This is a genomic window from Legionella santicrucis (assembly GCF_001468135.1).
In the GTDB taxonomy this organism is placed as follows: Bacteria; Pseudomonadota; Gammaproteobacteria; order Legionellales; family Legionellaceae; genus Legionella; species Legionella santicrucis.
Map to the genome: position 1 here is coordinate 57,698 of NZ_LNYU01000085.1, position 15,935 is coordinate 73,632.

Below are 15,935 nucleotides of genomic sequence, written 5' to 3' on the forward strand. Positions count from 1 at the left end.
AGAAATGAATAATTATAATTTATAGCCTGAGCGTTAAGTTTTGATATTCTACATCTTCTAAGAAATCCTTTATTTTTCTTATAATATTAGCTTCGCTTGCGTGCAAAGGTTTATTCTGGTGATGACTAATAAAATTATTTAATGCTTGGGGTATATCTCGGGATTCCTTTTCATTCATTATTTGTTCTAATTCATTCATCATTTTTTGTATCGTTGTAAAGCGACCAATCGTTTTTTTAAAAATTTTATTATCACGATAATGAGAATATTGAGAAGGAAGATACTCTAATAAGTCCTGAAACTCTCTTTTGATATCCTGTTGAATATCTAATTGTTTATTAGCTTTTTTAATTGGATTTTGAAAAAAACGGGGATTATTAACATTGGAGTGGTTCGCTATGGAGTACCGAGGTAATTTAAGCATAGGTGCGTTAATAGACACAAGTTGCTTAAATTGTTTTATTGCAGAATCAATATCTGTTCTATCCTCTTGCATTTCTGCTAACATTTGCTTCAAAAAGGGTTCTACCCATTTAGCATTTTCAGGCAAATTAAGCTTTTTTGCTGCATATCTGCTGTTGAGAAAAGGATCACCATCTAAATAGTTGTTATTATTTTCGCCCCATAAGAAAGCAATTACTCTCCCCATTGAAAAAATATCAGCTTTATTATCATGTCTTAAGCGAACAAATACTTCAGGCGCTGCCCAAAATTCGCTTCCAGGGAATAACTCATCTTCTTCGTCTGCTTTTTTTGCAAGCCCATAGTCAAAAATATTCACTTCAACAGGATCAGCTATTTTAACATGGATATTCTCAGGCTTTATATCCCGATGAATAATTCCTCTATCAATCACCTGGTTTTTCAAAGCCCACAATAAAGCATAGGTTATCTTAATTCGTTGATTATTTGTAAGAGAATTAGGATCACCCATTAATTCAATAAAGATATCTCCTAAACTCCTCCCAGGCATTCGTTTCATCGTAAGATAACATTTATTATTATCATAGACAGGTGGTTTTATACTTAAGTGCCCTGCTGTTCGACAAAAATCAAACTCTTTTTCAATTAAATTTTCTACATTTATGTCACTATATTTTTTTTTAAGTTTATTTAAATTAAATTCTTTTGTTACAAAGCTCTTATTATTGATGGATTTTTTAGCTATTCCAGTTTCATCTTGTCGATACAGAGTAACAGGATAAACAGAAGCGAACCCACCTTTTCCTATTGGTTTTTCGTCAATAACTGAAAAAAGATGTCCTTGTTTTTTCTGTCCTTTCTTATCAAATTGATTTCGTGGGCCACCGATAATTGTTCCAGTCTGAGGAAGTACGTCCTGTCCTTGTAATTCATTGATTATTTCGTTTATATTACTATCAAGCATGTTTTAATTACTCCAAAATAGCTACTAATGGCAGTTGTTATCTCTTCTAAATTGAGAAAAGTAATCAAATTTTAACCATTTTGACCCAAAAAAGTAACTGTTGAAATCCAACAGTTCTAATACTTATTCTTTTTGCCTATAATCACGCCGGCAGCAAATTTCTGCTTTTATCATTTTTAAACTATAGGACTTAATATATGAAAATTACTGGAACAATCAAGATGATCCAAACACCTGGACGAACAGATAGGTTTGTGAAAAAGCAACTACCAAATGATTATTTCTTAGCACTTGAAATTACTGATATTGATGGAAGTCCTATTTCAACTTTAGCAAGTGTTTTCAATACGTTAAAGCCTAAGTTCCCCTCAGTTCAAGTTAATAATGAAGAGGTGAGTGATTTGTTTGAAACATATAAATTGGCTGCAGGAATGACCGATGTATGCCACCTTTCTCTTGCTTATTTTGGCGATTTTAGAATAGAAAGAAATACGGATAACGATCTTGATGAACAAAAGATAAAAGCCGCATATAAAGAATTAGATGGACAGGAAGTATCCTTTGAAATCGATGGATGCCCTTTCCAAATCGTCTCAACAAGTAACGCATTCAAAAAAATAAACACTGAAGCTAACGTAACTTTTGCACCAGTTGTGGGTAATGGTAGAGATACTATTGTGAATCTTTTGCCCGGCCAGAATATTCAGGAGATGCTTTCTAATAAACTTTCTTGTGTATTTGGTGAAGGATTTAAAATTTGGAACAGTCAGAAAAAGGAAATTCCATTTCATGTCACTATTGCACAAACTGATAAGTTAAATTTAACGTTAGCTGCACGTCAGGATAATTTAGAAAAAGTTGAAATGACTCCGTCCCTAGCTCTATAAATACTACTAAAGCTCTAACTTATTGATTAGTTCAGGTTTTGTCTTAAGATAAAACCTGAACTAATCAGTTGGTCCTATTCTTTTTACACTGAGACTCCGCCTACTCTACTGTTAAAAAATGACAGTTATTTATCTTATTATACTCGCGTACAATTGATAAAAAATTAATCTTTATGATCTTTTGGTTGCCGTTAAATTATATTGTTTAACATTATTCACAGGAGTTAACTATGAACAAAGAATTAATTTTTATTGATTGGGATGATACATTAGTCAATAAAGAGAATGCAGAGGATTTTGAATCGATAACAGACGAAAACAATAACCTTTATCACGTATCTCCTATGTTCATTGGAGCAGTGGAAGCACTTAAACAACTACAAGAAAAATATCATGTTGTGATCGTCAGTTCGCGAGGAGAGTTAAATAGATTAAGACAACTCCAATTACAAAGTTATGGTCTAGAGTCTTCTATTTTGCCATTAGACAATTTCGCATTTGACGAGAATGATACTCGTTTGTTATTTACTAGGTATGGTGAAACAAACTTTCTTGATAAAGCAAGTTTCATTTTATATGTCCAAAAAATGACTGGTAATAAAATAAAAGTATTTATCGATGATGATCATACAGAAATAGAGGCGGCGCAGACAAAAGGGATTCCCACTATCCACGCGACCCATAACATTTATCTGGAAAAATCAGAGCAATTTTTTGCAGGCTTAATTCACCAAGTAGATAATATGGAACTTTCTCATATATTTAATAAAATAGCCGCTGAAATACGTAGCAATTCTCGCTCAATACACTTTGGAAGCAAGATTGCTGGTTTCTTTTCACTTCACCTACGTGCAGCAGAAAGTTTAGAAATTTTGGCATCAAAATTACAAAAAAAACCTGCCAGCGATGTTAGTGAAGAATTTAATCAATATCTTGAAAAAATAGCTTATGATCCAAATAAAAAAGGGGATATAACAGCAAGTCTAATTAAAGCTAAAACAGCAATAGATAATCATATGTCGGCCTCGATTGAAACCAAAGATGATCAACAATTTCTCAATAGAATGCATTAACAATTGATCGCCACTACCTAGGTGCCTTGGCATGTCCTAGGCCCTACTGCCATTGACTTAAAGGTTTCGTCATTTTCGCGAAAGCGGAAATCTATTTCTATAGGAACATGGCGCCTTCATCTACATGGGTCTCCGCTTGCGTTACTGTGAAGCAAGTTATACGGATTACAGATAACTTGAACAGTCGAAGTGATTCATTTGTTTTTAATACCCCGATAAAAATTTTCATGGGCACCGAATTTCAATAAAGTTAAAATTAATCTCTCTTCTTCGTACACATAGCCTAGCAAAACCTCCTGGTTGGTAAGTTTCAATTTATGTACTCTTAAGAAATCTAAATCATCTTTTTTGCGTTCGTCTAAAAATGGATGTTGCATTAATTTTTTAATTTCTTCATCAAGAATAGTTTTATATTTTTTGGGTAATTTTTTAATTGCTTTTTTAAAGGAATTAGATTGTTTCACTGCTAAAGCCATAATCATCAACCATTCCATTGTCTATTTCTGCTTTGGCAAAATTAAAAATACTGTTCCAAATAAAATATACTGCCGAGATAACAATCAAAGTGCGTAAAACTGAACTGAGAGTTAACCACCGCAGGGCGATGGTTAACTTGCTGACATTTTAAATTAATTTTATAAAAACAATGCTTGCCTAACGGCTATAAAGAAGTATTTTCGGGATTTATCAACAATCATTTAATTCCTTTTTAAAAATTGTATTTTTTCTCTTCTGGTTGGGAAATAGTGAAATTATTTTCACGTTTGCTAAAGAACAACGGCATCGTTATTGATTCCTTATACAATGAAGTCGGACGTTTTTTTCCCTTACATTCAAGAAAATGATAAAACTCATTCACATCCAATGTTTTTTTATTTTCTTCAAGCGAACAGAATTTTTTGATTTGATAAATTAAGTCACGAATGGGTAGTATTAGTTCAAATTCGTTATGAGATGACTGATCACCATTATCTTCTTTTACATTATATCCAAGTGACTTACAAAGTTGTTGTAGGGTCTCTCTGGACTGTAGGGAATGGGTTAGAGTAATGGGATTCATCTGGTTTACTTCATTAAATAAATCATAAAGTTTAATTCGCTTCAAAAAGTCAATATCAGTTGAAGTTGCCATTACAATGGATCGACTATCCGATTCCATGATGTTTTTTAACATGGATATCAGCTTAAGCCTTAATGTATTATTGTAATTTGTATACTCAGCATTGGCACCAACCAAACTTTCAAGGTCATCAAGGATCAGTACACCAGACTCAGCACGTTGCAGATTATCAAATTCTTCATCAATTAAGTTAATTTGTTTTTCCAGGGACAATGATAACAACAAATCAGGTGATAGTATTTTAATGTATTTTGTTCCGGTTGACTTTGCAAGATACATGGCAAGATGAGTTTTTCCAACGCCGCTTTCACCATTAATGAGTATGAGCGGTTTATTTGTAATGAGATCAGTATTAAATCCATGCATTGAGCAATTACAATCGTTCACAATATTTGCTATTTCGCTATTATAAATAACGAAACCATCTTTTTTGAATTGTGCGAATTTTTTATCAACACCAAACATAGGTTTGATATCTTGAAATGCTTTAGCAAAATGCTCATTTGTTACTTTTTGATAATTCTCAACCTTGTCCATATTATCTTTTAAGGTCAATTCATTGCTGCCTGGTGTTGATAAAAAATTCTCTGTCTCCGCATAGTGACGTGCCTTATTTACCAGCTCTTCAATTTCTGCACCGGTATAGTTTGTTGTTTGCTCAGCCCAGTATTTCAAATCTACACCACTATCAAGAACAGCAATTGTTTTAGTGTGTATCTTCAAAATTTCATATCGTGCTTCTTCATTTGGCAAGCCAATTTCAATTACGTTATCCAAACGGCCTGGCCTAATCAGGGCTGGGTCAATTAAATCAAGTCGATTGGTAGTGCCTATCACGATAATATTCTTAGGTGAATCAACCCCATCTAGTATTGTCAACAAGGTAGCAACCATATCATCTTTTACGCCAGAACTATCCGATTTCATTCCTCTTTTTGGTGCGAGGGCATCGATTTCATCAAAAATATAAACATAGAGTTGGCTATTCAGGCCTTTTTCATCCCATTCATTCTTGGCATCCTGAAAGATCTCGCGTAATTTTCTTTGCGATTCACCTACATATTTATCCATTAATTCTGCTGCGCTAATGACTTTCACTTTATCTTTAGTGAAAAAATTGCCTATTGTTCTTGCGATTAATGTTTTACCTGTTCCTGGAGGGCCGTACAGCAAAATACCTTTAGAATTATGTTTTTCACCATATTGTTCAGCCATTTTAATAGGCATCGCACGCGGCATAAAAACATTGCGTATCATTTCTGAGATTTCTTTCTTGAGTCCGCCTACCCCAGATTGTGAAAAATCTAACGTAAAGGTTTTGGGCAGACTGGTTGATTTTGGTGAAATCAAAACAAGGTTGTTTACTCTAGGTGAAGCAGTGATGTTAATTATTGTATTTTCATTTAATAAGGATAAAAATTTGCCAGTATTGAGATCAGATAGATTAGGATCATTTGTCTGTACAATCTTTAGGTATAGCGTGATCTCACCCTCTTTCACAAGCAAGAGTTGTCCTGGAAATAGAGGGTAATTTTTAAATTTAGAAATAAGTGATTGAGAGAGGGTTTCCGAATCAATTTTAAGTTTTCCATTGTGCCCAGGTGATTTAATCGATTGAATTTCGATACCAAGTGAAGCTAAGGTTTCTGTTTGATATTCTTCCATGGGAGTTAGTTTGATTTGTTTGGGATCTAGTTTCAGGTCCTTTGTTTTCACCAGGTCCATTTCTACTCTAAATGGGCCAGAGACCCCCATACTGTCTTCCGAAATTTTTTCATCAAAGTTGACTGGGTAATAATAAGTGGTTTTAGTTTTAGTATTAAGGAGCTCAGCGATTAACTCTTTCCCTGACATTTGATATTGGTTGGAAAGATACACGCTATTAGTAAAAGCCTGCTCAATATTGGTGATATTGGTGACATGGAGTTGGGTTGGAAGCAAATCTCTTTGAACTTTTTTAGGTTTCTCGTTATTTTGTTGTGTCGTGACTTTTTTTGAGAAATTGATAGTTTCTTTTGGTCCTGATTCGTAACGGCTTTTCATTTGTGTGACCTTTTATGTTTGGGTGTAAAAAAATTTTTTAAAATGCTCTACACAAGTTCCTACACAATCATTATTAGAGGAGCTCATGCTTGCGACCATATCCGAAAGGATCATGCCTCCACAACCACACTGCCATCAACCTAAGGAATCTATCCTTATTCCGACGTCCAGCGGCTTGTTCGCGGGATCCAGATTTATGACATTTAAAATGCAAGAATAGCTTTTCACTTGCAATTACTTAATTTACTATGAATTATTTACATTTAAATAAATAAGAAATTCATTAAGTGAGAATCCCAAAATGAGACTCTGGATACGGTACATACCTAAAAGATTTTTTGCAACAATCTTTTTATTAGCCGTAAACCCTATTCTTTTTGCAAAAGCAATCATTGATATTGATGTTCTCAATACTGTAAAACATTCCAAAAGATTAGAAGTAAATCAAGCTCCTTTATCACTCCTCGTTTTTTTACATAATCTTTCAGAAAAAGAATCCTTTATTGAGGAAATTAAAAAAATTCAAGGAGTACGAGTACAAGATTTAAGTTTCATGCCTGCTGTGGCAATACAAATCCCCAAGGAGCGTAATTTGCTCGAGCAAATCGCTAATTTTGATGCCGCCGCGCAAATCTCTTCTCATAAAGCAGCTGAAACCGAATTAGATATTACTGTTCAAGCTTTAAAACTAGCGCCCTCTCCTTTTTATCCTAATGTAGATAATTGGTGGGCTCATGGTTATACAGGACAAAAAGGAGTTATTGGTATTATTGATACAGGGGTAGATCCATTACATTCTGCTTTATCCAATAAAAGGTTAATTGTTCGCCAAGATGCAGGTTCAGGGTATTCTAATCATATTAACGGTGTAAAAGAGCCCCATGCAACAGGTGTAGCTTGTATCTATGCAAGTACCCATGAAAAATACAAAGGTATAGCATACGGAGCATCGACTATTATTTCTGGATTAGCAGGAGAGGAAACTGCGGATCCAGCCAGTATTTTACTCACTATGGAAACATTAAATTGGATGTTGAACCGTTCTGAAGTGAAACCTACCCTCATTAATTACAGCATGGGAAATGGCAGATTGGATTTAAATTGTCCGTCTTGTCCCGAGTGGAGTGGTCTTGCAAAAGTCATTGACTATGTCGTAAATACAAAAAAAATCCTCTGGGTAAAATCAGCTGGAAATGCTGGATATGTAGAAGCGACTCCACAATTTCCTTATGCTTCCACACTGACTGTTCCTGGCGACAATTATAATGGACTGACTATAGCTAATATAAATACTCTTGTCATTGAAAATAATATGGTGGTTAAAACTGCTGATAGGGAAAAACATCGTATAAGAAATACCAGCAGTCGAGGCCCTACCCCTTTTGGCAGGCGTAAACCTGATTTAACTGCACCCGGCCATGACACCATGACTTGTGCTCCAGATCCCAAAGTTTATGGTTTTATTTATCCCAATACGATGAATTATAAAGATGGTTATCGTCTCATGGGTGGGACTAGCTCTGCGGCACCACACGTAGGTGCATCCGCACTATTATTACAAGATGCCGGAATTCAAAATCCTATGGCAATTAAAGCATTACTTATCAATAGTGCCGATACATGGACTGATGCAGGGACTGCTGACTCCAACCATTCAAAAATCATGGGCTCAGCCTGGAATAGAACTTACGGCTGGGGTTATCTCAATATGGAAAAAGCGTTTCAACAAAGAAACAATATTGTAGAAAGTGAACTCACTGTAGAAAATCCAGTATGGGAATACCATACTGTACTTCAAAAGGGACAAAAAGTTACTTTAGTACATGAACGACGAGTAGGATATACTCCTGAAGGATACGAGTGGCAACTCAGCCACCTAGAATTAACCGTTTTCGATTTGAAAAATCAAAAAGTGATTGATAAAGACAACAGCCCTATAGATACAGTTCATCAGGTTGCAAATTGTAAACGCGAATTGCATGACATAAAATGTTCTGAGGACAGCCATACTACCGAGGTTTTAATACGAGTTAAGTTGCTAAGCAAATCCATAGATGGTAATTCTATCGAACCTTTTGCTATCGTAGTTCCACCGGCAGAAGTTAAAACGGATACTCTGTAAAACGCTCAAATAAGTTTACTCTTTATGCTATAGTTTTCATATCCTAATTCGTTAGAGAAACTTAGTCATGCACAAGGAATATCAAGGTGTTATTACGCGGTTTCTTCGTAAAGATGAACGACTTATTTTATCTGAAGAACAACAAATGCCGTTGGTTATCGAGGCAGATAAAGTGGCTGATCTCGAATTTTTGCAGCAATTTCTTAAATCTTATTCCTGTCAAATCATTCAGGATATGGCTCAATATGGCGCCGTGCTTTTAAGAGGATTTAATATTGATACCGAAGAGCAATTTGAAAATATTATTTTAAGTATTTCTGAGTTTCGTGGTATTAGTGAAGCATTTATGTCTGAAAATGGTCGCGTTCATGTTGGTGATCTTAACTATGTTTTACATACCAACTCCATTTATAAAACCGGAGGAACATTATATCTAGGAGGATTTCATACTGAAAATTATTATTCCACCGACGTCCCTAGTTATTTATGTTTTTGCTGTTTTCAGCCTTCAGCATTAGGCGGAGAAACCGGTTTAATCAATACACAAAAAATTTACGAGCATTTACCTAAAGAATTAAAAGAAAAATTAGAAAAAAATTCGTTTTTTGTATGCCAATGGTCAATGAAAGAGATCGCAGAAAGATATCAAATTACTGAAGATGAAGCCCAAAAAAAATGCGAACAATTTGCTCTTCCTATTGAAGGTGAAGGAAATGAGTCTTTTGCCGTAATGTATAAACCAAGCGTTTTAGAACATCCTTTGACTCAAGAAAAAGCCTTGCAAATTAACCTGTTTGAACTTGCAACTTTGAATTATGAATTAAGAAAGTGTTTTATGGACGACTATAAAGGTAAAAAATGGCTTTGGCATCGTTTCTTTTGGAAACTGCCCACGCCTATTTTTAATTCGATAGAGTTTCTGGCTATTCTTTTTATTTCTTTTTTTAATTCACCAAAGAATTCTTATAAAATTTTGCGCACCAAATTTTATAATTTTCAAGCAGAAAGAAAAAATAAACTTAGATCATCCAATAAGAAAAAGGTAGGGAGCTGTTTTAGTCATCAAGAAGTGAAAACGCTTGCACAAACAATGCGTCATTATTATTCTTCATGCATCTGGAAAAAAGGAGATGTATTGCTGATTGATAATAAAAAGGTAATGCATGCAGGAATGCCAGGATTAGGCCCTCGATTGATTCGAGCAATGATTTGTAATCCTTTGCATATGAATTATTATTCTTCCGCGTCAGGTATCATAGTCGCTACTGAGCGAATGACAGAAACTTTAGGCGCCTCAATGACTGCCAAACCGACAGATTAATATTGTGCATATTTTGATCCTTTGATTTTTAAAAATAAGAAAAAGAGAAGCTAAATTTTTTATACTCTTGGCCCTAACTCATTGATTGCTTTGTACTGCTAATGATAGATTTAATGATATCTCCCCCATTACCTGCACAAATTCTTGCGCTATTTTCTTTTTGAACTCTGGTGTTAAATTTGCTGAAATTACCAAATAATAGGTTTTTTGATCTTCATCATATAAAAAACATGCTTCAAAAATATAATCGATGGCCAATAAGTCTCTCTGCTGCAGATTGGCACCCTGGTTTTTAAAACCAAATAACTGAGTTTGGTTTTCATCATGAGCTAGAAAATTATTTCTGACATTAAGATTTATAACAAAATAATGATTACGTTTAAACAACATTAAACGACTGATACAACGTTGTAATATTTTGCGATAAATAAGCGGTGTTTGCAGAATTTTAGTAAAAACTGGGGTTACCAACTTAATTAAAGAACTTTGAACTTTTTTCTTTTTTGTATTTAAGGTACTCACTGCACTCAGTTTGATAAGATTGGAACAATGTTGATGGTTACTGGTTTCAATGATTGATTGTTGAATTTGCTGCGATAAACGTTCTAAAGTCTCATTATTATCTAAAGCAATTTTAATGGGCTCAACTCTTAAAAAGCAACCAATAGAATTATCATAAGTCGGATTATCTCGTGTTGATTTAATAATGTTCATAACCATGAAAGGCTTATCATTTCTAGAATTGTTGCAACAATTACGTAAGGCCAATGCGAGTACAGTGCATAAACCATTATTCACGCTAATATGATGTTGCTCGCAAAAATGTTTTAGCTTATTCACTATTTCAATGGATATTGGCATATATGTTGAATAAGCTAGTTTTTCTTTTTTCATATTACGAACGATGTGCTTTTGAGGAAAAGCGAAAAAAGAGGCATTTCGCAAATATTTTTCCCAAAATTGACTGTCTTTCTCTAAAGAACTTTCAAGTAATTGCTGCTCCGTAAGAATATATTTTTTAAATTGTCTATCAACTTCTATTGCTGATAATAGCTCATTTGTTCTGGAGGTAGTTGGGTGCTCTATTTCCTTAAGTTTCTGTAGATAAAATTTAGACAAATCATTAAATAAAATATCCACTGATGCATTATCAGAAATCAGATGCGGCATACAAATCTGTAACTCTGATTCTTGTTTGTTTAAGTAAAAAAGACGAGCAAGGATCAAAGGCGCATTTTTAGACCAACGTTTAAAATATTCCAGCTCTCGCATCGACTTTTCAATACTTTGCTCTTTTTTTGCAACGGATAAAGTACTAAGATCTTTTGTAACCAGCTCAATGGACAAATTTTTACTTGCTTTTTGTTTAGGTTGTAACTTAAAGACACGATAAATAAGTACCTCATGCTTTTTTAAAACGGCTTGAAAAGCAAAATCTAAAGCTTCTTTATCAAAATGGCCTTTCACGCGCTTTCTAGCAATAATATTTAATCTTTTTGCTTTAGGCTCAAAAGTATCAGCCATCCACAGCACAAATTGAAAATCACTTAACGGTGTTGTTTCTAATGTCTTTTCATTCACAATAATTTTTGTAATTCCTTTTGTGTGTTGCAATACTGGGATTAAATCAGCAATACACGTAGTTTTATAAAAATCATAAAGTGTAATATTTCTTTTTAGGGTATGATTAATTTTAGATACCAAACGTGCAGCAGAAAGAGAATGCCCACCAAGCTCAAAAAAATTATCTTTTAAGCCGACTAATTTCACCCCTAATTCTTCAGACCAAATACGTGCAAGCTGTTTTTCTAAAGCGGTTACAGGTTCAATATAATCATGACTTGTACGCATTTTAGGTATGAATAAGGCTGATTTATCTAACTTTCCATTTGCCGTTAATGGTAAAAAATCCACTCTTATAAAAGCTGAGGGGATCATATAATCAGGAATTTGTTTTTCTAAAAATTGACGTACTTGTACGGCATTTAATTCGGTATTTTTATTGTCTAAAACATAATAGGCTACGAGTTGCTGTTCTTTTTGTTCATTTTCTTGCGTCACCACTGCAACTGACTTAATTAAAGAATGGGCTGCGAGGCAATTTTCAACCTCTCTTGGTTCCACACGAAAACCTCGTATTTTGACTTGATCATCGATTCGCCCAAAATATTCAATCACGCCATCTGTACGCTTTCGACATAAATCCCCCGTTTTATAAAAACGAGCTTTGGGTTCCTGGTTGCAAAAATTCTCAATAAATTGCTTTTGAGTTAAATCCGGACGATTTAAATAACCACGTGCAAGACAAACTCCACCAATAGCCAGTTCCCCTTTCTCACCATCAGCTACTGGTTGATGGTATTTATCAAGAATATGATATGAAATCTGCGGTCCAACTGTACCAATAGGTATATGGACATCAAAATTAGTAACGCTGTCTCGTTGCACTTTATATACTGAAACCGCAACAGTTGCTTCTGTCGGTCCATATTCATTATATAATATATGTGCAGGATATAAGCTCAACCAGGCTTTACATTCAGCAGCAGCAAGGTTTTCACCACCTAAAATAATCGACTTTAAGTGGGGTAAGGCAATAAGATTGTTTTTAGTTTCTTGAACTAAGAGTTTAAAATAACTTGGAGTTAATTTAATCACATCAATTTGTGAACCTGCCAAATAAGTTAAATAAGTTTTAGGATCTTTTTTTATTTCTGTATCACAAATGACAATAGTTAAGCCTAACAGAAGTGGTACTAAAGAAACGGAAACTGCCATATCAAAAATAGGGCTAGCAGAAAAATCCACTCGTTGTTGCATCTTGCTTTGAGTATATTCTCCAAACCATTGACAATAATTTATAATAGAGCGGTGCTCGATGAGCACGCCTTTAGGTACACCTGTGGAGCCTGACGTATAAATAATATAAGCAAGTTGCTTCTCAGAAATAAAAGTTGTTTGATTGTTGCCAGGTTGTTGACTGAGCAGTACTCGACTTTTATCTAATAAAATCATTTTACCCTGGTACTGTGAAAATTTATGAGCAGAAGCGGCTTTGGTGATTAAAATCGGGGCTTGGCTATCATTTAAAAGAAATAAAAGGCGCTCTTCAGGTTGTAAAGCATCGATAGGCAAGTAAGCGCCACCAGCTTTTAAAATAGCCATTATTGCGATTAAAAAATCAAAAGAACGCTCAAGACACAGAGCAACTGGTGTATCAGCATTAAGCCCTATGCTTTGTAAATAATACGCAAGTTGATTCGCCTGTTGATTTAATTGAGCATAAGTAAGAGTCTGTTGGCCATGAATTGCAGCAATATGATGAGGGAATTGAGCTGTATATGCCTCAAACCTACTGGGTATTGTATTTTTATTATCCATTTTGATATCCCTTGTCCTTATCATTTGGGTAATACACAACCTTGCCATTTAGGTAAATACCAGCTCCATTATTGAAACGACTGGTACTAAAAAAGACATCTATAAAAAGAGTAACAACATTACCTAATCCAAATGCTTTAACTATCAACCTGAAGCATTAAGACTAAGCCAATTCATTAAAGCTATTTAAGAGTAAGAAAACTGAGCTGAATAATATTAAAAGTATAAGATATGAAAATGCCATTATCCATTTTATGGGATGAGGACAATATGCAATAGATCGTATGTAGAAACATCAATATTGGACATAACAGGCTAAGGACTGTTGACTATTCGTCTTCTAATACCCGACGTCCCGTGGCTTGTCCGCAGTATCCAGTAATCTTGATGAATATAAAAGTCTATTGCTCAAATACAGATCTCGCTGTATCCCGCGGACAAGCGGACGTCGGGAACTGAATTGTTAACAGACCCTAGCTAAGCAAACGTTAAATAAAGTCAAGTTTCTATAACGTGTAGCTAAAAATACTCAACATAACCCATTTAGTTTTATCATTATCATCCCACCTTCTATCTACAACCAAAATGAAACAATTAAAACCAATAAGAAAATTTATCATTCCAAATGAATTAAATTAATACGCCCTTAAGGATTTCTTAATGTTTAGAATATATCATACTAGCTCAACATTTGATCTTTATGATTTGTTTTGCCTCAATACGAATTTGTGAATAAATAAAAGTCAGGAGATTAAATAGAAAAATCAAAAAATTAATTGGAGTACAATTATGCCGCACCCCCTGACAAGTGAGATTTTAAATATATTATCGGAACATCGAAAAATTCCTGACAACGAAAAAGAAGGTCATACAGTCAAAGAATTTTCAGAAGCAATCATCAATAAAGTAGATAATATGGTAGTTGATGGAAAGAAAATACGACTTGTGGCACCTGCCTTCCCAGAAAAAGCACCTGTACGAGGAAAAACTTTAGGCGATACGCCTGATATGGCCGAATTAGTCTCCTTGCAACACTTAAATAATATCTGCAAGAAAATAGAGGCTGTTTATGGCCCTGGAGCAGAAATTGTAATCTATACAGACGGATTTGCTTTTGCTGAGGTATTTCCTGATATTCATACCAAAGAAAAACGTGAAAGTTATCTCGAAAAATTAAATGAAATGATAGAAAAAAATGATTTAAAAAATATTAAAATCATTAACTTAGCTGGTACTGTTGATTTAAATAAATACGCAGAAACCGAAACGAGCTTCAGACAAAGAGTTTCAAAACCTAAGAATGATGATGATATAAATAGCCTTAATTTATATAGAGGACAAATTCAATTTTTTACAACAGAACTCAGTATGGGCTATCCAGAAAAGTCAAAATCAAAAGTTAAAAAAGAAGCTGAAATCATTTCTCGCGGTGTTGCACGTATGAGTAATGCGCTTAGCAAATATTTATCAATCATTGAGCCAGAAGCACTACGCTTGTCATGCCATCCTAAAACAATAGCTACCGACAAAATTGGTATATGGTTTAATGAAGATCATGCCACCGGTGGCACACCTTGGCATAATGCAGCCGTATATGAGATCAATGAAAAAACTAATAAATGCGTAGTCTCCTTTATGAAAGCACAAGAAGCACGTGAAAAAGGTTATCTTTTAAAAACGGATCAGGAAGGAAAACCAAGCCACTTTGTATCTGACAGTGTCTACCGTCATGCATGTACGTTACAGTCTTTTTTTAGATCAATACATAATAAAAAAATGTCAGTGGAAGCCCCCCAAAAGCCTATGGAAGAATCAACTAAGTTTGAGCTTATTTAATGAAATTGGGGTTGGCCTTGCTAAATAACCAACCCCAAAAATACCTTATTGGTTATTGTTCCATTGCTTTCTTTAAATCATTTAAGTTAAAGTACCCACGTAATCTGTTTCAAATTAAATCATAAATGAACACTATTTTATTAACTAGCTTAGGTGAATGACAATTAATGAAAATTTGGATTGATGGTGATGCCTGTCCTAAGGTAATTAAACAAATTTTATTTCGTGCAGCCATGAAACGCCATATTTTGGTAATTATTGTCGCAAACCACCTAGCAACCATTCCACCTTCACCGTTTATTAAAAGAGTTAAAGTTGAATCAGGGTTTGATGGGGCTGATAAATACATCCTCGCTCAGGTACAAAGCCAAGATCTGGTAATTACTGCGGACATTATTTTGGCGGATCATATTATTACAAAACAAGCATTTGCTCTTAACCCCCGGGGCACCCTTTATTCTACTGATAACATAAAACAAGTTCTCACTATGCGTCATTTAAATGAATCTCTAAGAGAAAGCGGTTTAATTCGTGGAGGATTAGATACGTTAAGCCCCAAAGAAATTCAACATTTTTCAAACCACTTGGATCGCATGATTACCCAACTACATACATAACTGGCTCGTGTTATACGTTGAAAGTTAGATTTGTTCCCCGAAGTATTCTTGAATACCAATTAGAAATCTACTACTCACTTAGAGTTAGATATTCATTTTTATCTCTTTAATCAATATATAAACTCTAAAATAGCCTAAAGTTACTTTT

General features: G+C 34.4%; 10 protein-coding genes. 6 read left to right on the forward strand and 4 right to left on the reverse strand.

Features of this window, described 5'->3' with window-relative positions; translation table 11 throughout:
- Window positions 1-19 precede the first annotated feature (19 nt).
- Entirely contained in the window at window positions 20-1,387 is a 1,368-nt protein-coding gene (locus tag Lsan_RS15735) for a protein kinase domain-containing protein (protein ID WP_058515088.1), read from the reverse strand.
- A gap of 197 nt (window positions 1,388-1,584) precedes the next feature.
- On the opposite strand from Lsan_RS15735, the gene Lsan_RS15740 reads away from it, so the two are divergent.
- Together Lsan_RS15740 and Lsan_RS15745 are read left to right on the forward strand one after the other, a co-directional pair.
- Complete coding sequence (locus Lsan_RS15740; RefSeq protein ID WP_058515089.1) at window positions 1,585-2,274, forward strand: hypothetical protein; 690 nt, start codon at window positions 1,585-1,587, stop codon at window positions 2,272-2,274.
- A 230-nt stretch (window positions 2,275-2,504) separates the two neighbouring features.
- Entirely contained in the window at window positions 2,505-3,347 is an 843-nt protein-coding gene (locus tag Lsan_RS15745; RefSeq protein WP_058515090.1) for an HAD family hydrolase, read from the forward strand.
- Window positions 3,348-3,541: 194 nt separating this feature from the next.
- Here Lsan_RS15745 and Lsan_RS15750 read toward each other — a convergent pair whose 3' ends face one another.
- On the reverse strand, window positions 3,542-3,829 hold the full coding sequence (locus tag Lsan_RS15750) for a type II toxin-antitoxin system RelE/ParE family toxin (protein WP_058515091.1): 288 nt from the start codon (window positions 3,827-3,829) through the stop codon (window positions 3,542-3,544).
- Window positions 3,830-4,056: 227 nt separating this feature from the next.
- Entirely contained in the window at window positions 4,057-6,510 is a 2,454-nt protein-coding gene (locus Lsan_RS15755; RefSeq protein WP_058515092.1) for an AAA family ATPase, read from the reverse strand.
- 301 nt (window positions 6,511-6,811) lie between these two features.
- On the opposite strand from Lsan_RS15755, the gene Lsan_RS15760 reads away from it, so the two are divergent.
- Complete coding sequence (locus Lsan_RS15760; RefSeq protein WP_193392733.1) at window positions 6,812-8,632, forward strand: S8 family serine peptidase; 1,821 nt, start codon at window positions 6,812-6,814, stop codon at window positions 8,630-8,632.
- A gap of 67 nt (window positions 8,633-8,699) precedes the next feature.
- Window positions 8,700-9,953: a TauD/TfdA family dioxygenase gene (locus Lsan_RS15765; RefSeq protein WP_058515093.1), complete on the forward strand. Its 1,254-nt coding sequence runs from the start codon at window positions 8,700-8,702 to the stop codon at window positions 9,951-9,953.
- Window positions 9,954-10,031: 78 nt separating this feature from the next.
- Here the strand turns inward: Lsan_RS15765 and Lsan_RS15770 are convergent, their stop codons facing one another.
- Complete coding sequence (locus Lsan_RS15770; protein ID WP_237762162.1) at window positions 10,032-13,334, reverse strand: non-ribosomal peptide synthetase; 3,303 nt, start codon at window positions 13,332-13,334, stop codon at window positions 10,032-10,034.
- Window positions 13,335-14,123: 789 nt separating this feature from the next.
- Here Lsan_RS15770 and Lsan_RS15775 point away from each other — a divergent pair.
- Together Lsan_RS15775 and Lsan_RS15780 are read left to right on the forward strand one after the other, a co-directional pair.
- Window positions 14,124-15,170 (forward strand): L-tyrosine/L-tryptophan isonitrile synthase family protein, encoded by a 1,047-nt coding sequence (locus Lsan_RS15775; RefSeq protein ID WP_058515095.1) that lies wholly within the window; start codon window positions 14,124-14,126, stop codon window positions 15,168-15,170.
- 167 nt (window positions 15,171-15,337) lie between these two features.
- Window positions 15,338-15,787, forward strand: a complete 450-nt coding sequence (locus tag Lsan_RS15780; protein WP_058515096.1) for a YaiI/YqxD family protein — start codon at window positions 15,338-15,340, stop codon at window positions 15,785-15,787.
- Window positions 15,788-15,935: the final 148 nt, after the last annotated feature.